General features: G+C 69.5%; 18 protein-coding genes. 6 read left to right on the top strand and 12 right to left on the bottom strand.

Annotation, left to right across the window (positions count from 1 at the left end; translation table 11 throughout):
* Window positions 1-58 precede the first annotated feature (58 nt).
* The gene (gene rpmG, locus JTN19_RS12315; protein WP_184386368.1) at window positions 59-226 is read left to right on the top strand and encodes a 50S ribosomal protein L33; all 168 of its coding nucleotides are present in this window, start codon (window positions 59-61) and stop codon (window positions 224-226) included.
* An 86-nt stretch (window positions 227-312) separates the two neighbouring features.
* On the opposite strand, the gene JTN19_RS12320 is transcribed toward rpmG, so the two are convergent.
* On the bottom strand, window positions 313-1,680 hold the full coding sequence (locus JTN19_RS12320; protein WP_206932959.1) for a PleD family two-component system response regulator: 1,368 nt from the start codon (window positions 1,678-1,680) through the stop codon (window positions 313-315).
* 62 nt (window positions 1,681-1,742) lie between these two features.
* Between JTN19_RS12320 and JTN19_RS12325 the strand changes: the two genes are divergently transcribed.
* Window positions 1,743-2,381, top strand: a complete 639-nt coding sequence (locus JTN19_RS12325) for a class I SAM-dependent methyltransferase (RefSeq protein WP_340643324.1) — start codon at window positions 1,743-1,745, stop codon at window positions 2,379-2,381.
* A gap of 162 nt (window positions 2,382-2,543) precedes the next feature.
* Here the strand turns inward: JTN19_RS12325 and JTN19_RS12330 are convergent, their stop codons facing one another.
* From JTN19_RS12330 to JTN19_RS12355, 6 genes are all read right to left on the bottom strand, one after another.
* Entirely contained in the window at window positions 2,544-3,182 is a 639-nt protein-coding gene (locus JTN19_RS12330; protein WP_206932961.1) for a VOC family protein, read from the bottom strand.
* 3 nt (window positions 3,183-3,185) lie between these two features.
* Window positions 3,186-3,893 (bottom strand): glutathione S-transferase family protein, encoded by a 708-nt coding sequence (locus tag JTN19_RS12335; RefSeq protein ID WP_206932963.1) that lies wholly within the window; start codon window positions 3,891-3,893, stop codon window positions 3,186-3,188.
* A 71-nt stretch (window positions 3,894-3,964) separates the two neighbouring features.
* Window positions 3,965-4,735 (bottom strand): DUF1194 domain-containing protein, encoded by a 771-nt coding sequence (locus JTN19_RS12340; RefSeq protein ID WP_206932965.1) that lies wholly within the window; start codon window positions 4,733-4,735, stop codon window positions 3,965-3,967.
* 218 nt (window positions 4,736-4,953) lie between these two features.
* Window positions 4,954-5,559 carry a glutathione S-transferase family protein gene (locus JTN19_RS12345; protein ID WP_206932967.1) on the bottom strand — a complete coding sequence of 202 codons (606 nt, stop codon included), beginning with the start codon at window positions 5,557-5,559 and terminating at the stop codon, window positions 4,954-4,956.
* 10 nt (window positions 5,560-5,569) lie between these two features.
* On the bottom strand, window positions 5,570-6,136 hold the full coding sequence (locus tag JTN19_RS12350; RefSeq protein ID WP_206932969.1) for a DUF924 family protein: 567 nt from the start codon (window positions 6,134-6,136) through the stop codon (window positions 5,570-5,572).
* Complete coding sequence (locus JTN19_RS12355) at window positions 6,133-8,991, bottom strand: FAD-binding and (Fe-S)-binding domain-containing protein (protein WP_206932977.1); 2,859 nt, start codon at window positions 8,989-8,991, stop codon at window positions 6,133-6,135. The genes JTN19_RS12350 and JTN19_RS12355 overlap by 4 nt, the downstream gene beginning before the upstream one ends.
* A gap of 126 nt (window positions 8,992-9,117) precedes the next feature.
* On the opposite strand from JTN19_RS12355, the gene JTN19_RS12360 reads away from it, so the two are divergent.
* Window positions 9,118-10,302, top strand: coding sequence for a pyridoxal-phosphate-dependent aminotransferase family protein (locus JTN19_RS12360; protein WP_206932980.1), 1,185 nt, complete (start codon window positions 9,118-9,120; stop codon window positions 10,300-10,302).
* Window positions 10,303-10,304: 2 nt separating this feature from the next.
* On the opposite strand, the gene JTN19_RS12365 is transcribed toward JTN19_RS12360, so the two are convergent.
* The gene (locus JTN19_RS12365) at window positions 10,305-10,883 is read right to left on the bottom strand and encodes a histidine phosphatase family protein (protein ID WP_242531095.1); all 579 of its coding nucleotides are present in this window, start codon (window positions 10,881-10,883) and stop codon (window positions 10,305-10,307) included.
* Window positions 10,884-11,003: 120 nt separating this feature from the next.
* Between JTN19_RS12365 and otnI the strand changes: the two genes are divergently transcribed.
* The 3 genes from otnI to mscL are packed head-to-tail and all read left to right on the top strand — an operon-like array spanning window position 11,004 to window position 13,158.
* Window positions 11,004-11,783, top strand: coding sequence for a 2-oxo-tetronate isomerase (gene otnI / locus JTN19_RS12370; protein WP_206932982.1), 780 nt, complete (start codon window positions 11,004-11,006; stop codon window positions 11,781-11,783).
* A 20-nt stretch (window positions 11,784-11,803) separates the two neighbouring features.
* The gene (locus JTN19_RS12375) at window positions 11,804-12,679 is read left to right on the top strand and encodes a 2-hydroxy-3-oxopropionate reductase (protein WP_206932992.1); all 876 of its coding nucleotides are present in this window, start codon (window positions 11,804-11,806) and stop codon (window positions 12,677-12,679) included.
* Between the two features lie 38 nt (window positions 12,680-12,717).
* Complete coding sequence (mscL, locus tag JTN19_RS12380) at window positions 12,718-13,158, top strand: large conductance mechanosensitive channel protein MscL (RefSeq protein WP_191084073.1); 441 nt, start codon at window positions 12,718-12,720, stop codon at window positions 13,156-13,158.
* Between the two features lie 2 nt (window positions 13,159-13,160).
* Here mscL and JTN19_RS12385 read toward each other — a convergent pair whose 3' ends face one another.
* From JTN19_RS12385 to trpB, 4 genes are all read right to left on the bottom strand, one after another.
* Window positions 13,161-13,997 (bottom strand): NAD(P)-dependent oxidoreductase, encoded by an 837-nt coding sequence (locus tag JTN19_RS12385; RefSeq protein WP_206932996.1) that lies wholly within the window; start codon window positions 13,995-13,997, stop codon window positions 13,161-13,163.
* Window positions 13,998-14,040: 43 nt separating this feature from the next.
* The gene (locus tag JTN19_RS12390) at window positions 14,041-15,492 is read right to left on the bottom strand and encodes a sensor histidine kinase (protein ID WP_206933005.1); all 1,452 of its coding nucleotides are present in this window, start codon (window positions 15,490-15,492) and stop codon (window positions 14,041-14,043) included.
* A 64-nt stretch (window positions 15,493-15,556) separates the two neighbouring features.
* On the bottom strand, window positions 15,557-16,420 hold the full coding sequence (trpA, locus tag JTN19_RS12395; RefSeq protein ID WP_206933007.1) for a tryptophan synthase subunit alpha: 864 nt from the start codon (window positions 16,418-16,420) through the stop codon (window positions 15,557-15,559).
* Window positions 16,420-17,667, bottom strand: a complete 1,248-nt coding sequence (trpB, locus tag JTN19_RS12400; RefSeq protein ID WP_206933009.1) for a tryptophan synthase subunit beta — start codon at window positions 17,665-17,667, stop codon at window positions 16,420-16,422. The genes trpA and trpB overlap by 1 nt, the downstream gene beginning before the upstream one ends.
* Window positions 17,668-17,671 lie beyond the last annotated feature (4 nt).

Consider the following 17,671-nt stretch of genomic DNA (forward strand, 5'->3'; position numbering starts at 1 on the left):
TCCACCCCTGGGGCGTTAGATACAGCCCCTCCCGGTTTCGAGCGCAAAGAGTAAGATCATGGCCAAGGCCAACACCATCCTCATCAAGCTGACCAGCACGGCCGACACCGGCTACTTCTACGTGACGAAGAAGAACACCCGCACGGCCACGGGCAAGCTGGAGCTGAAGAAGTACGACCCCGTCGCGCGCAAGCACGTCGTCTTCCGCGAAGCCAAGATCAAGTGAGCTGACGCCCCCTTCACGGGGGCCTCACCACGCCGGATGCTTTGGGCCTCGCACCCCCCCGGGTGCGGGGTTTTTGCATGTGGCGCTCAGCCTGCGGCCTTGGCGTCTTCCTCGCCGGCCAGGTAGGCGCGGTTCCGCCCGTCGCGCTTGGCACGATAAAGGGCCGAATCCGCCGCCCCGATCAGCCGGTCGGCCGGCATGCCTGGCTCACCCACCGCAACGCCGATGCTGATGGTGATCGGCACAACATGCCCCTCCGACTGGACGGGCAGGATGGCCACCGCCTCACGCAGCCGCTCGGCCACCAGCATGGCCGCCTGGGCCTGGGCGCCGGCGAGCACGGCCAGGAATTCCTCGCCGCCATAGCGGGCCACCACGTCCACGGCGCGCAGCTGCTCGCGCAGGCGCTCAGCCACCTCGCGCAGGGCGGCATCGCCGACATTATGGCCATAGGTGTCGTTGATGGCCTTGAACTTGTCGATGTCCAGGATCAGCACGGCGGCCGCCTCGGTCCGCAGCAGGCTGTCCAGGTGGCGGCGGACATAGCGGCGGTTCCGCAGCCCCGTGAGCTGGTCCGTCACCGCCATTTCCAACGAACGGTCGAGGTCCGCGCGCAGCCTCTCCTGGTAGCGCTTGCGGCGCACCTGGTTGCGGGCACGGGCGCGCAGTTCGTTGGGGTCCATCGGCCGGAAGCAATGGTCGTTGGCGCCCAGGTCGAAGCCGCGCAGCACCTCCGTCTTCTGGTGCGAATCGGCCAGCAGGATCAGCGGCAGGTCGCGCGTGGCGTTCTGCGCCCGCAGGCGGGAGGCGAGGCGCAGCACCTCGCCCGGGTCCACCGGCAGGGCCAAGAGGGCGAGGTCCACATCGCCCTTGGACAGGCGCTGGAAGGCCTCGTCCACGCTGGTCACCGTGTAGACGATCATGTCGTCGGCCAGGAGGGCCTCGCGCACGGCGCGCGCCTCATCCACATCGGCGTTCAAGATCAGCGCCCTGGCCCCCTGGACCGAGATGGCCGGGGGCGCGGGGTTGTCGATGCCCAGTTCCCGCGCGGTGTCCGAGCGCAGCCGCCAGGCATCCTGCACCTGCTTCACCCGCAACAGCGCGCGCAACCGGGCGAAAAGCGTGGCGTTGTCCACGGGTTTGGAGAGGAAATCATCCGCCCCGGCTTCGAGACCCCGCACCCGCTCCGTGCTGTCCGTCAGCGCGGTGACCATGACCACCGGAATATGCTGCGTGCGGATATCCGCCTTGAGCGCCCGGCACACTTCATACCCGTCCATCCCGGGCATCATGACATCCAGAAGAATAACGTCTGGCAATTGTGTGAAAGCGACCTGCAGGGCCTCCTGGCCACTGGAGGCGAGCAGGACTTCATAATACTCGGCCTGAAGTTTCGCTTCGAGCAGCCGCAGATTGGTCGCGATGTCGTCCACCGCGAGGATACGGGCGGTCATTGCCGGCCCCCAGGACCGTCAACGAGGCCCGGAGCGGGCTTGCAACAGAACAGGAGTGCCACGTGTCCGAAATCACCCCCGGCATCAACACCCCCGCACGGCCGCAGCAGGGGCCGCAATCTTCCAGCCCCAAGGGCGAGACGGCCAACGCCAGCCTGTTCTTCAAGCGCTGGCTGCGCAACCCCCTTCAGATGGGGTCCATCATTCCGTCCTCGCCGGCGTTGTGCCGCCGCATCGCCGCGGCGGTGGAGCGGGAGCCGGAGGAATATGTGCTGGAACTGGGGGCGGGCACCGGCGTCATCTCCCGGGCCCTGCTGGCCGCCGGCGTGCCCGCGCACAAGCTCATCGTGGTCGAGATCGTGCCCGAGATGGCCGAGTTCCTGCGCGAGAGCCTGCCCGGCGTGAACGTGATCTGCGGCGATGCCTTCGACCTGAAGAACGCCCTGCCCGCCCACATGCAGAACCGAATCGGGACGGCCATCTGCGGCATCCCGCTGGTGCTGCTGCCGCTGGAGCGCCAGCAGGCCTTCGTGGACGCGGTGGAGAGCGTGGCGCCCGGCAAGGGCTTCCTGCTCTACACCTACTGCATCACCTCGCCCCTGCCCTACGACAAGCTTTCGCTGGGGGCGCGGCGCCTCGCCTGGACGCCGCTCAACTTCCCGCCCGCCAGCGTGTGGCGCTACCGGCCCGGCGCGGCCTGACGACGCCCGGCGCGCGGCGCGCAAGGCGACGGCACCGGCGCCTTGCGGGGCCGCGGCTTGGCGGAAGGGTGCTGACATTCCGATTGGATTAACACGCCCCCATGCGCCACGAAAACCCCGCCGAACCGGGCATGTCGCCCTGTCCGGCGGGGGCCGACGCGGTTACCGGCTTGTCAGCGCCATCTCGTCGCCCTTCGGCCCGCGCAGCTTCGCGATCAACCGCGGATGCGCGCCGCGCTTCACCAACAGCGCCTCGCCCAGGCCGCGCTCCTGCAGGGCGGCATGGACCTGGTCCGCCTCCGGGTGCTCGGCCTCCAACCCCACCAGGCGGAAATGGCTGTCGCGCAGGCGCTTGCCCGCGCGCTCTCCCTTCCACTCGATGAGGGCGGGGATGAGGTTGTCCATGTCCTGCCGCTGCGGCGGGATGGCCATGCGCCAGTGCAGGTCGCCGCGCTGCATCTCACGGATTTCGCCGCCGCGCGGCCCGAGGCGGGACATCACGGCGTCCATGGCGGGCGTGCGCGCCACCCAGCTCAGCAGCCGCGGCTCCGACTCGAGCATGGTGCGCGTGGCCGCGTCATCCAGGTCGAACAGGCGCGGGTGCGGCGGCTCGGGCTGGGCCGGGTCCGCGGCGATGATCTCGAGGTAGCAGTCGGGGCCGAGGCCCAGCAGCATGTTGTGCGTGCCGGCCCCCTCATGTCGGCCGCCCGGCTGGGGCTTCACGCCCAGCAGACGTTCGACGAAGGCGGCACCCTCCTCGAGCGTGCGGGCGCCGAGGACGATGTGATCAATCTCGGCCATGTGTCACCTGGCCTGGAACTGTGTGGCGCCGAACATGTTCTCGCGTTCCTTGTCCGTGATCTGACCCTGGCGCTGGCGCTCGGCCAGGACCTGGACGCCGCGCTGGACGGCCGGGCGGGCCGCGATGGCATCGTGCCAGCGTTTCACATTCGGGAAATGCGCGAGATCAATGCCGCGGCGATCGGGGTTCCGAACCCAGGGGAAGGTCGCGATGTCGGCGATGGTGTAGGCGTCGCCGCCCAGGTATTCGGCCTCCGCCAGGCGCTTCTCCAGCACGCGGTGCAGGCGCTGCACCTCGTTGGAATAGCGGGTGATGGCGTAGGGGATCTTCTCCGGCGCATAGGCCGCGAAGTGGTTGTACTGGCCGAACATGGGCCCCACGCCGCCCATCTGGAACATCAGCCATTGCAGGCAGATGTGGCGTGCCGCGCCCGAGGCCGGCAGCAGGGCGCTGCCGGTCTTCTCGCACAGATAGATCATGATGGCCGCGCTTTCGAAGAGCGCGAGGGGCTGACCGTCCGGCCCCTCGGGGTCCTCGATGGCGGGGATGCGGTGATTGGGCGTGATGGCGAGGAATTCGGGGCGGAACTGCTCGCCCGCACCGATGTTCACGGGCACCACCTCATAGGGCAGGCCTAGCTCCTCCAGCAGGATATGGACCTTGTGGCCATTGGGGGTGGGCCAGGTGTGCAGGCGCAGCGTCGCGGGCATGGCAGGTTCCTCGTCCGGGGGTGCCGAACGATGGAGGCTCGCCGCGCCCGCCGCAAGCTAGACCAAGCGCTCTAGCCGTAGGCGCGTTCCACGCGGGGCCCTGGCGGAGGAGCGGCCGCGATCTCGCGGATGATCTTGCGGCGCACCGCCTGGCCGAAGCTCTCGAAGCCGTCCGCCACCATCAGGAAGGCGCCGGGGCCGCCGATGACACGTTCCTGGAAATACTCGTCCAGCGGCTGGGTGGCCATCAGCCCCGGGGGCGGCGGCGTGCGGTCGAGCACGGCCAGGCCGTTCAGCACGATGCCCTTCTCCAGCGCCTCGCGCCGCGCATCCGCGACCTCCCGGCCGGAATTGTTGATGCCGTCGCCCGAGATGTCCACGACGCGGCGCGTGCCCTCATAGCCGCGGCCGAACAGGGTGGAGGCGAAATCAATGGCGGCGGAGATGGAGGTGTAGAGATGGGTGCGCCGCGGCGCGGCATCGATCGCGGCGGCGAAGCGTTCGGCGGCGGCGGGGCTGTCCAGCTTCGCCCAGGGCACCAGGTGTTCCTGGATGTTCCAGTCGGACCAGGTGAAGAGCGTGACGGCGATGCTGCCGATGGGCCCGTGCGTCATGGCCTCGATGAAGGAACGATCGCGGAAGACGGAGGCGTAGCCATTGAACTGCATCTCCATCTCGACGGCGTCCACCGAGCGGGAGACATCCACGGCCAGGACCAGCTCCACATCCACGGGGTCCGGCTCGGCCAGGCGCTGGGCGGCCTCGGCGCGGCGGTGAAGAAGCAGGGCCGGGGCGGGAAGGACCAGCCCAGTGGCGGTGGCTAGAAGTTGACGACGTTGCATCTGACCCTCTTTCGTCCGGTGCCTCCCCCTGACGGGGTCGGCGTGAAGGGCCGTGCAGCGATTTCTCCCGTATGCGTAACATTATGGGGAGGTCAGGACAGGGATCAAGACCTTTTTGCTGCAATGCAGCATGCATTATTTTGGAGCAATGGGAGGTACCGCCTTTTGGCCGCGCCAGGGATATGCCCGGCGCGGCCTGAACAAAGCGTGAAGCGGAATCACCCTTTGAACGCCGTGCTCCCCACCCGCGCGTCGGCGTTCAGCCGGGCGCTGAGGGCGTGCAGGCGCGGATAGCGGCCTTCCACCAGGCCAGGCAGTACCTTGGCCGCAAAGTCGAGCGCCACGACGGCCGTCACATCCGCCTGGGTCAGGCGGCCGAGGCGGAGGAAATCCCCCTCCGCCATGGCCTCCAGCGCCGCGAAACCGCCCTGCGCCTGGGCCTGCAAATTCGCAGCCCCCTCGGCCCAGCGCAGCGCCTCCGGCCGACGGATGGTTTCGTAATAGGCCTGGACGGTCTTTTCCATGACGCCGACGCCGATGGCGGTGGCGCGCAGCACGAGGCGACGCTCAGCGCCGGCATGGGGCGTCAGGGCCGCCTCACCCATCACCTCGTCCAGGTGGTCGAGGATGGCGTTGCTGTCCACCAGCACCTCGCCATCCTCCAGGATCAGGCTCGGCACGCGGCCCACCGGGTTGTAGCCGGCGATGGCCGCGCCGTCAGTGGTGGTGGCCAGCGGCAGTGAGGTGAACTCCATGCCGTAGAGATTCAGCGTCGCGGCTACGCGCCGCACAAAGGGGGAGAGGAAACGGCCGACGAGTTGCATGGATGGTCCTTCAGAATCCGGCGCCGGGCTGGGCCAGATAGGTCAGTTCCGCTGGCGTGCTGTCCCGGCCGAGCGTGGCGTTGCGGTGGGGAAAGCGGCCGAAGCGCGCGATGACGACGCGATGCCGCCAAGCATAGTCAATGCTGCCGCCCGGGGCGGCAGCGGCGGGGTGGTCACGCAGCCCCTCGAACAGGGCCACCGAGAGGTCCTGCGCCGCCATATCCTCGGCGTGCTCGAAGGGCAGGTAGAAGAAGGGGCGCTGGGTGGGCGTCACGCGCAGATCCATGCGCTGGCGCAGCACCAGTTCCCGTGCCAGGCCCAGCGCGTGCGGGTCGCTGGCGAAGGCGTCGGGGTGGCCGCGGAACAGGTTGCGGGGGAACTGGTCGAGCAGGATCAGCAAGGCCAGCGCGCCCTCGGGCGTGGCGGCCCAGCCATCCAGCGCGCCCTCCCGCGCGGCGGGGACGAGGGGGCCGAAATGGGCGCGGATTTCGGCGTCGAAAGCGTCATCGCGCTGGAACCAGGCCTTGCGGGGCGTGTCGGGCCCGTCCGCGAACCAAAAGTCCAGGACGGCCTTCACAAGCCCCGCTCCAGCACGCGGATGGAGTGCAGGGCCTCGCGCCCCGACAGATCCTGGATCTGGTGGCGGCAGGAGGTGCCGTCGGCCACGATGATGTCGTCGGCGGGGGCGGCGCGCACGGCGGGCAGCAGCGAGAGTTCGGCCATGGCCTTGGAGGCCTCGATGTTCCGCGCCTCATAGCCGAAGGCGCCGGCCATGCCGCAGCAGGACGATGCGATGGGCTTCACCTCCATGCCCGGCACGCGCCGCAACGCCTTCACCGCGGCGGGGAAGGCGCCGAAGGCCTTCTGGTGGCAATGGCCATGGATGTGGGCGGCCGCCGCCACGGGCTTGAGCGCGGGCAGCGTGCCTTCCTTCTCCAGGAACTCGGTGGCGAGGAAGGCGCGCTTCGAAAGCGCCTCGCTCTCGGCGCCAGGCAGCAGGGCGGTGAACTCGTCGCGCAGCGTCATCAGGCAGGAAGGTTCGAGGCCCAGCACCGGCGCATCGGACCCCGCCAGGGCCGCGAGGGTGCGGCGCGCCTCGGCCCGCGCCTCCTCCACCATGCCGGCGGCGAGGTAGGTGCGGCCGCAGCAGAGCGGGCGCCCCCCCTCCCCTTGTGCCGGCTTCACGCTGTAGCCGGAGGCCGCCAGCACGCGCACGGCGGCGCGGAGGTTTTCCGGCTCGAAATGCCGGTTGAAGGTGTCGGCGAAAAGCAGCACCTCCTTCGTGCCGCTGCCCGCGCGGGCCTCGCCATCGCGGAAGGCATCGCGGCGGAAGCGCGGCAGGGAGCGTTCGGCCGACAGCCCCAGCAGCTTCTCCGACAGCTTCGCGAGGCCAGGGATGGCATCGCGCAGGTTCGCCAGGAAGGGCACCGCCGAGGCCATGCCCGCCCAGCGCGGCAGCGTCGCGATCAACCGGTCCTTGAGCGGCACGCCCTGGCGCGCGTTGCGCGCAGCCAGCACCTCGATCTTCATGCGCGCCATGTCCACGCCGGTCGGACATTCGCGCTTGCAGCCCTTGCAGGAGACGCAGAGGGACATGGCCTCCACCGCCGCCTCGCCGCCGATGCCGCCAGGGATCTGCCCGGTCAGCGCCAGGCGCAGCGTGTTGGCGCGGCCGCGCGTCAGGTGCTGCTCCTCGCGCGTGACGCGATAGCTCGGGCACATGACATTGGCGTCGAACTTCCGGCAGGTGCCGTTGTTGTTGCACATCTCCACGGCACCCAGCAGGCCGCGCTGCGGGCCGGGCCAGGCGGACCAGTCGAGCGCCGGCGTCACTGGCAGGGCGGCATAGTCCGGGCCGTAGCGGAACAGCGTGCGGTCATCCATGCGCGGCGGGCGAACGACGCGGCCGGGGTTGAGGAGGCCGTTCGGGTCGAACTCATCCTTCACCGCCTCAAAGGCGCGCACGATGCGCGGGCCGAACATGCTCTCATGGAATTCCGAGCGGACGATGCCATCGCCGTGCTCGCCGGAATGGCTGCCCTTGTATTCGCGCACCAGGGCGAAGCATTCCTCCGCGATCTCGCGCATGCGGCGCACATCGCCACCATCCTTCATGTTCAGCACGGGGCGCACATGCAGGCAGCCCACGCTGGCATGGGCATACCAGGTGCCCTTCACGCCGTGCTTGTCGAAGACGGAAGTCAGGCGCTCGGTGTAGTCCGGCAGATCCTCCAGGGAGACGGCCGCGTCCTCGATGAAGGAGACGGGCTTCGCGTCGCCCTTCATGGACATCATGATGTTGAGGCCGGCCTCGCGGACCTCCGCCACCTCGGCCTGGAACGCCGCGTCCGTCGCGCGCACCACCATGCCGGGCAGGCCGAGGTCGCCCATCATCTCCTCCAGCCGGTCCAGCGCGGCCAGCAGCGGCGCATCCTCATGGCCGTGGAACTCGACGATCAGCAGGCTGTCAGGCTCCCCGATCAACATGCGCTCGATGATGGGGCGGTAGATGGGGATGGAGCGCCCCAGCTCGATCATCGTGCGGTCCACCAGCTCCACCGCCTCGGGGTCGAGCGTGACGAGGTGCTTGGACGCCTCCATGGCGCGGCGGAAGGTGGGGAATTGGCAGATGCCCACCACCTTGCGCGGCTTGATGGGCCAGAGCTTGAGATCGAGCGCGGCCGAGAAGGCCAGCGTCCCTTCGCTGCCCACCAGCAGCCGCGCCAGGTTGCCACGGCCGGCGACCCGGGCGGCCGGCGTCAGCGCATCCAGGTTGTAGCCGCCCACGCGGCGAAGCTGTTCGGGGAAGCGTTCGGCGATCTCGGCGGCCTCGCGCTCCCCCAACGCATGCAGGCGGGCAACGAGGTCCGTGTTAGGCAGCCCCTCGCCGAAGATATGGCGCGAACCGTCAGCCAGGATGCCGTCAATGGCCCGCACATTGTCGGCCATCAGCCCGTAGCGGATGGACTTGGACCCGCAGGAATTGTTCCCCGCCATGCCGCCGATGGTGCAGCGCGCCCAGGTGCTGGGGTCCACCGGAAAGAATTTTCCCGAAGGCTTCAGCGCCTCGTTCAGCGCGCCCAGCGTGATGCCCGGCTCCACCCGCGCCGTCTCGCCCTCCACGTTTAGCACGCGGCGCAGATGCTTCGTGCAATCCAGCACCAGGGCGCGGTTCACCGTCTGCCCGCATTGGCTGGTGCCGCCGCCGCGCGGCAGGACGGGCACTCCCTCCTCGCGGCAGATGGCCATCGCGGCTTCCACATCCGCGGCCGTCTTGGGGACCAGCACGCCGATGGGCTCGACCTGGTAGATCGAGGCATCGGTGGCATAGCGGCCGCGATCGGCGGGGGTGAACAGCACCTCCCCTTCCGTTTCGCGTTGCAGGCGCTGGGCGAGGCGGCTGTCGCCGATCTGTGCGGGCATGGCGTTCATGTCGCCCTATCTAGCCCCGAAGCGGCGCGGCGTCAGATGGATAATCCTCATCCCGCGCACAAGCCGAACTCATTGGCGCGGGGGCGCGATCTGGGGCACACCGGGCCGCAGCACAGGAGGATCGTCATGGCCTATTTCCAGACCCGCACCACGCCCGGCCGCCATTTCCTGCAAATCCCGGGCCCGTCCAACGTGCCGGACCGGGTGCTGCGCGCCATGGACAACCCCACCATGGACCATCGCGGCCCGGATTTCGGCGTGATGGGCAAGATGATCCTCGACAAGGTCAAGAAGGTCTTCCAAACCCAGAGCCACGTCGTCATCTACCCCGCCTCCGGCACAGGGGCCTGGGAGGCGGCGCTGGTCAACACCCTCTCTCCCGGCGATCGCGTGCTGATGTGCGAGACGGGCTGGTTCGCGAGCCTCTGGCGCGAGATGGCCGAGCGCCTCGACATCCGCCCCGAATTCCTGAAGGGCGACTGGCGCCGCGGCGCCGAGCCCGCGCGCATCGAGGAATATCTCCGCGCCGACAAGGGCCATGAGATCAAGGCCGTCTGCGTGGTGCACAACGAGACGAGCACAGGCTGCACCAGCCGCATCGCCGAGGTCCGCGCCGCCATTGATGCCGCCGGCCACCCGGCCCTGCTGCTGGTGGACACCATCAGCGGCCTGGCTTCCATGGACTACCGGCACGATGAATGGGGCGTGGACGTCACGGTCTCGGGCTCACAGAAGGGGCTGATGCTGCCGCCGGGCCTGTCCTTCAACGCGGTCAGCGCCAAGGCGCTCAAGGCCGGCGACACGGCGAAGCTGCCGCGCAGCTTCTGGGACTGGAAGCCGATGATCGCGTCCAACGCCACCGGCTATTTCCCCTACACGCCGGCGACGAACATGCTCTACGCGCTCGACACCGCGCTCGACATGCTGCTGGAGGAGGGGCTCGAGAACGTCTTCGCCCGCCATGGCCGCATGGCTGAGGCCACCCGCCGCGCCGTGCGCGCCTGGGGGCTGGAGGTGCAGTGCCAGGAGCCGCGGCATTATTCCTCGGTGCTGACGGGCGTGCGCCTGCCGGAGGGCCACAGCGCCAATGCGCTGCGTGCCGCCATCGTGGAGCGGTTCAACATGTCGCTCGGCAACGGCCTCGGCCAGCTGAACGACCGCGTCTTCCGCATCGGGCATCTGGGCGACATCAGCGAATTGCAGCTCATGGCCACGCTCTCGGGCATCGAGATGGGGCTGCGGATCGCGGGCGTGCCGCACAAGCCCGAGGGTGTGCGGGCGGCGATGGAGTACCTGACGGGCAACGCGTGACGTCAGGCCTCGATCGGGCGCCAGCCATGGTGCAGCGCCCGCGTCCTGGCATCGAAGGCGAAGACGTTGCCGCCACCGCCGCCGGGCTGGTCCTTCGCACGGCTGATGGGCGCGCCCGTCAGATGGCAGAGCAGAAGCGCGCCCACCCCGCCATGGGAAATGATCGCCACGTCGCCCTCGGCCGGGGCGGTGGCGATGACGCGGTCCACCGCGGCGACGATGCGGCGCTGCGCATCCACGGCACGTTCCCAGCCGCGGATGCTGGTGAAGGGGTTGGCGAAGAAGGCGTCGGCCACGCGCTCGAACTCGGCCTTGGGCAAATAGCCGGTGGCGGAGCGGTCATTCTCGCCCAAGGCCTCGTCCTCGACGGGCGAGAGGTCCAGATGCGCCGCCAGGGGCGCCGCCATGTCGCGCGCCTTGCGCTCGGCGCTGGTGAAGACAGCGCGGATGCCTGCCACCCAGGGTCGCTCCAGCATGGCCGCCGTGCGGCGCAAGCCTTCGGCGGAGAGCTTCCAGTCCGGCACCGGAACGGCGGGGTCGATGATGACCTCCGGATGCGTGATGAAACGGATCAGGGGCATGGGATGAGCATGCTACGGCGCGCCACCCGCCACAATGCGCCGCGTCTGGGCAGATCGGGGCGTTTGGTCCATCGTCGCGCCGGATGACGGGCGCTTCGACGCCAGGAGGGGAAACGGGCCATGCCGCGCTTCGCAGCGAATATTTCCATGATGTTCAACGAACTCGCCTTCCTGGACCGCTTCGCCGCCGCGCGCGCGGCAGGCTTCGAGGCGGTGGAATTCCTCTTCCCCTATGAATTCCCCGCCGCCGAGATCGCGACGCGCCTGAAGGACCAGGGGCTCGCCCAGGTCCTGTTCAACGGCCCGCCGGGCGACTGGAACAATGGCGAGCGCGGCACCGCCTGCCTGCCCGACCGCCGCGCCGAATTCCGCGAAGGGATCAAGCGCGGGCTCGAATATAGCGCCGCCCTCTCCTGCCCGCGGCTGCACGTCATGGCGGGCCTGACCCCCGCCGGCGTCCCGCGCGACACGCTGCTCGGCACCTACGCCGCCAACCTCGACTGGGCGGCGGAGGAATGCATGAAGGTGGGCGTGAAGCCCATCATCGAGCCCATCAACCACCGCGACATCCCGGGCTTCTTCCTGAACCGCACCAGCGAGGCGGTGGCCGTCATTGAAGCGGTGGGGCCGGAGCGGCTGGGGCTGCAGTTCGACCTCTACCACTGCCAGATCACGGAGGGCGATGTGTCCCGCCGCGCGGGCGAACTCCTGCCCTACATCGCCCACATGCAGGTGGCCGACACGCCCGGCCGCCACGAGCCCGGCACCGGCGAGGTCAACTGGCCCTTCGTCTTCGACGCCATTGACGCCAGCGGCTATCGCGGCTGGATCGGCTGCGAATACCGGCCCAAGGGCGAGACGCTGGCCGGGCTCGGCTGGTTCGCGCCCTATCGGGCCTGATTTCCAAGGAGAGACGCCACATGAAGATCGCATTCATCGGCCTCGGCATCATGGGCCAGCCCATGGCCGAGAACCTGGCCCGCGCCGGCCACGAGATCATCGCGCCCGAACGCGCCAGCCTGAAGCCCGAGGCGCGCGCCAACTTCACCATCGTGCCCGACGCCACCGCCGCCACAAAGGCCGCCGAGGTCATCATCATCATGGTGCCCGACACGCCCGATGTGGAGCGCGCGCTCTTCGCCGAGGGCGGCGTGGCCGCGGGGCTTTCCGCGGGCAAGCTGGTCATCGACATGTCCTCGATCAGCCCCACCGCCACCAAGGATTATGCCGCGCGCGTGAACGCGCTGGGCTGCGACTATCTCGACGCGCCCGTCTCCGGCGGTGAGGTGGGTGCGAAGAACGCGGCACTCACCATCATGGTGGGCGGGCCGGAGGCCGCCTTCGCCCGCGCCCTGCCGCTCTTTGAGGCGATGGGCAAGAACATCACCCTCGTCGGCCCCAATGGCGCGGGGCAGACCACGAAAGTCGCGAACCAGATCATCGTGGCGCTGAACATCGAGGCGGTGGCCGAGGCGCTGGTCTTCGCCTCCAAGGCCGGCGCCGACCCCGCCAAGGTGCGCCAGGCGTTGATGGGCGGCTTCGCCAACAGCCGCATCCTGGAAGTCCATGCCGAGCGGATGATCAACCGCACCTTCAACCCGGGCTTCCGCATCAAGCTGCACCAGAAGGACCTGAACCTCGCCCTGCAATCGGCGAAGGAACTGGGCGTGGCGCTGCCCAACACCGCCTCCGCGCAGCAGCTGTTCTCGGCCTGCGCGGCCATGGGCGGCGAGGGCTGGGACCACTCGGGCCTGGTGCAGGCGCTGGAGGCCATGGCCAACCACAAGCTGGGTTGAGGCGTTACGCTCGCATCTCAACTTGCGGGAAGGTGCCGATGCTGAAGGAATTCCGGGAGTTCATCGCCAGGGGCAATGTCATGGACCTGGCGGTGGGCGTCGTCATCGGCACCGCCTTCGGGCGGATCGTGTCCTCGCTGGTGAGTGACATCATCATGCCCATCGCGGGGGCGATCATCGGCGGGCTGGACTATTCCAACTACTTCCTGCCCCTCTCGCCCGCCGTCACGGCCACCACGCTGGAAGCGGCCCGCGCCCAGGGCGCGGTGCTGGCCTATGGCAACTTCGCCACCGTGGTGCTGAACTTCCTGCTGTTGGCCTGGATCGTCTTCCTGATGGTGAAGGGGCTGAACAGCGTCCGCCGCCGCCTGGAGCACGAAAAGAAGCAGGAGGCCGCGAAGCCCCCGGTCCCACCCGCCGATGTGCGGCTGCTCACCGAAATCCGCGACCTGTTGGCCGAGCGCAAGGGCGCCGCCTGAGGTCAGCCCTTCAGATGGCGATGGATCTCGGTGTTGTCGGCCTTGGGCCCCAGCCGCTCCACCGCCGCGCCCCATTGCGCCCGGCAGAGGTCGAGCAGCGCATGGGCCGTGCCGGTGCCGGCGGCAATGCGCCCCGCCGTCTCCAGGTCCTTCCGCATGAGGCCGAGCTGGAAGCCGCCGGCATAGCGCGCGGTGATGATCTCCTGCGCCAGCTTCGTCTCGGTCGCGATGTTGCGGCCCGAGCTCGCGTTCATCACGGCGGTGAGGATGTTCAGGTCCAGCCCCTCCGCCTCGGCCATCAACGCGGCCTCGCTCACCGCCAGGAGCCCGGCCGCATAGACGTAGTTGTTCAGCGCCTTCATCGCATGGGCGCTGCCCACCGGGCCGGTGGGGATGATGGCCTCGCCCATCAGCCGCAGCAGCGCGTCGGCGCGCGCCACATCGGCGGGGGCACCGCCCACCATGATGGCAAGCGTCCCCGCCCGCGCCTTGGGGACCGAGCCCGAGACGGGCGCGTCCAGCATGGCGCAGTCGCGGGCCTCCAGCGCCGCCGCCCAGCGCCGCGTCTCGGCGGGGACGGAGCTGCCCATGTCGATCACCAGCGCGCCGGGCCGCAGAACGGGCAGCAGCCCTTCCATCACCGCGGCCACGGCGGGGCTGTCGGGCAGCATGAGGATGATGGTGTCGCAGGGTGCCAGGCCTTCCAGGCCCACGGCCTCCGCTCCCTCGATGGCCTGGCCCGCGGCGTCATGCGTCCTGAGCGACACCCCCTTGGCCACCAGGTTGCCCGCCATGGGGCGCCCCATCATGCCCAAGCCCACGAAACCCACCTGCGCCATCTTCGCCTCCATCCCTTGGGGGCGAATGCTCGGCCAAGCGGGGTCAGCCGTCCAGCGGCAGCCGGCCGCGCAGCGTGCAGACCAGCCCCTCGGGCCGGAACTCGAGCGAGACCTGGCCATGGAATTCCTGCGCCAGCGCCTGTTCGATCATGCGCAGGCCGAAGCCGCGATGGCTGGGCGGCTGCAGGGCCGGCCCATCCCATTCGCGCCACATCAGCCAGAAGTCGCCCGGCCCCGCCTCGCTCCAGTCGAGGTCCACCCGCCCCGCATCGGTCGTCAGCGCGCCATGCTTCAGCGCATTGGTGCAGAGTTCGTGCAGCGCCATCGCCAGCGTGATGGCCGCCTTGGGCGGCAGCATCACCTCGGGGCCTTGCAAGGTGACGCGCTCCGGCCGGTCGCAGGCGCTGGCCGTCACCTCGGTCGCCAGCGCTTCCAGCGAGACATGGTCCCAGCTCTGCCGCGTCAGCAGGTTGTGCGCCGCGCCCAGGGCGCCCAGCCGCTGCTGGAAGGCGCGGGTGGGCTCGGCCAGGGCGGGCGTCGCGCGGAAGGTCTGCGACGCGATGGCCTGGACGATGGCCAGCGTGTTCTTCACGCGGTGGTCCAGCTCATGGATCAGCAGTTCGCGGTGACGCTCGGCGCGCTTACGCTCGCCCACATCCAGGAAATGGCCGCAAATGCCATCGGCCGTGGGATAGGCCCGCAGGTCGAACCAGGTGTCGAGCGGGGCGAAATAGGCCTCCGTGCTGCCGGCGACGCCCTGGTCCATGGCGCGGCGATAGACCGCCTCGAAGGGGGTGCCCACCACCTCGGGAAAGGCCTCCCAGAAGGAGGCGCCGCGGAAGCTCGTGCTGCCGCGCTGCAAGGGACCGAGGATGCGCTCGCCCTGGCGGTTCAGGAAGGCGATGCGCCAATCGGGCGAGATGGCGATGAAACCGTCGGTGATGCTCTCCAGCAGGCGGCTCGCGCGCGCCTCGCTCTCGGCCAGCGCCCTTTGCAGGCGCACTTGTGCGGTGGTCTCCGTGCAGGCGCAGAACAGCCCGGCCCACGCGCCCGCCTCGTCCTGGATGGGGGTGTAGGAGAAGGCGAAGAAGGTCTCCTCCAGGTATCCCCGCCGGAGCATGTTCAGCCGGATCTGGTCCATGTGGACCGGGCGGCTCGCCTGCACCTCCGCGAGGATGGGGGAGAGGTCCTCGCGGATTTCGGACCACACCTCCAGCAGCGGTTCGCCCAGGGCGGCCGGGTGCTTGTCGGCCAGCACCTCGGCATAGGCCTCGTTGTAGAGGATGCGAGCCTCCTGCCCCCAGCCGATGAACATGGGTTGGTTGGCCGAGAGCATCAGCCGCAGCAGGGTGCAGAGCGGGGTTGGCCAGCCGTCGGGCGGGCCGAAGGAGGTGGTCGGCCAGTCGTGCTGGCGCATGCGGTCCGCCATGGGCCCCGACAGATCCCGGAAGGGATCGGTGACCATCTCCGGCGGTTCGGCGTGAGTCATGGTCATGCGTCCCGCTGTTGCGGGGCTTGAAACGCATGGTGCGCCCGAAGGTTGAGGGCGAGGCGCCCCCTCAACGCGCCCCGCGCACCGCGGCCGCCAGCGCCCGCACCTGGTCCAGCATGGCTTGCGCCGTGCCAGGGGTGGCCCGGCCCTCACCATCCAGGGTGCGCGACATGGTCTCGATCAACGCCGAGGCCACCACCGCGCCGTCCGAGACGCGCGCCGCATGCCCCGCCTGCTCGGGCGTCCGCACCCCGAAGCCGATGCAGATGGGCAGGTCCGTGTGCGCGCGGATGCGCGGGATGGCGGCTTCCAGCGCCTCGGGGTCCGCGCTGCGCGTGCCGGTGATGCCGGTGATGGCGACATAGTAGACGAAGCCGGAGGAGGCGTTCAGCACCACCGGCAGCCGCGCCGCATCCGTGGTGGGGGCGACGAGGCGGATGATGTCGAGCCCCGCGGCCTGCGCATGCGGCGCCAGGACCTCGGCCTCCTCGGGCGGCATGTCCACGACGATCAGGCCGTCCACGCCGACGGCGGCGGCGTCGGCCACGAAGCGCTCGGCCCCATAGGAAAGGACGGGGTTCAGGTAGCCCATCAGGATCACGGGCGTCTCGGAATCGCCCGCGCGGAATTCCCGCACCATTTCCAGCGTGCCGCCGAGCGTCGCACCCGCCTTCAACCCGCGCTGGCCCGCGAGCTGGATGATGGGCCCATCCGCCATCGGGTCGGTGAAGGGCACGCCGATCTCGATGAGGTCGGCGCCCGCGCCCGGCATCCCGCGCAGGATCTCCATGCTGGTCGCGCGGTCGGGGTCATAGGCTTCGAGGAAGGGGATCAGCGCGCCCCGTCCTTCGGCGCGCAGGGCCGCGAAACGGGCGGCGATGCGCGAGCCGGTGGCGGCCACGGGGCGGGATTCGGTCGCGGTGGCGGACATCAGAACTCCTCCCCCAGCAGGCGGGCGACGGTGAAGATGTCCTTGTCGCCCCGGCCGCACATGTTCATCACGATCAGCGTGCTCTCGGGCAGCGTCGGCGCCACCTTGATCACATGGGCCAGCGCATGCGCGGGCTCCAGCGCGGGAATGATGCCCTCGAGGCGCGAGCAGAGCTGGAAGGCGGCCAGCGCCTCGTCATCGGTGGCGTTCACATATTCCACCCGGCCCAGCTCATGCAGCCAGGCGTGCTCCGGCCCCACGCCGGGGTAGTCGAGGCCGGCGCTGATCGAATGGCCTTCCAGGATCTGCCCGTGCTCGTCCTGCAGCAGGTAGGTGCGGTTGCCGTGCAGCACGCCGGGGCGGCCGCCCGTAAGGCTCGCCGCATGGCCGGTGACGGTGTCCACGCCATGGCCACCCGCCTCCACGCCCAGCATCCGCACATCGGCATCGTCCAGGAAGGGATGGAACAGGCCCATGGCGTTGGACCCGCCGCCGATCGCCGCCACGAGCACGTCGGGAAGGCGGCCCTCGGCCTCAATCATCTGGGCGCGGGTCTCGCTGCCGATCACGCTCTGGAAGTCGCGCACCATGACGGGATAGGGGTGCGGGCCGGCCACGGTGCCGATGCAGTAGTAGGTGTCCTCCACATTCGCGACCCAGTGGCGCAACGCCTCGTTCATCGCGTCCTTCAGCGTGGCGGCGCCGGATTCGACCGCCACCACCTCGGCGCCCAGCAGCTTCATGCGGAAGACGTTGGGCTGCTGGCGGGCCACGTCGGTGGCGCCCATGAAGACGGTGCAGGGCAGGTTGAACAGCGCGCAGGCGGTGGCGGTGGCGACGCCGTGCTGGCCCGCGCCCGTCTCGGCGATGATGCGCTTCTTGCCCATGCGCTTGGCCAGCAGGATCTGGCCCAGCACCGCGTTAATCTTGTGGGCACCCGTGTGGTTCAGCTCATCGCGCTTGAAATAGACCTTGGCCCCCATGCCGGGCGCGGCCTCGGCGCGGAGATGTTCCGTCACGCGCTCGGCATACCAGAGGGGGCTGGGGCGGCCGACATAATGCGTCAGCAGGCGTCGCCACTCCGCGTCGAAGGTCGGGTCCGCCTTGGCGGCGTTGTAGGCCTGCTCCACCTCGAGGATGAGGGGCATCAGCGTCTCGGCCACATAGCGGCCGCCGAAGCCGCCGAACTTGCCGGCGGCGTCGGGGCCGCTGCGATAGGTGTTCGGGCGCGTGAGGGGCTTGTTCAACGGA

This window comes from Roseococcus thiosulfatophilus, assembly GCF_017311575.1.
Classification (GTDB): Bacteria; Pseudomonadota; Alphaproteobacteria; order Acetobacterales; family Acetobacteraceae; genus Roseococcus; species Roseococcus thiosulfatophilus.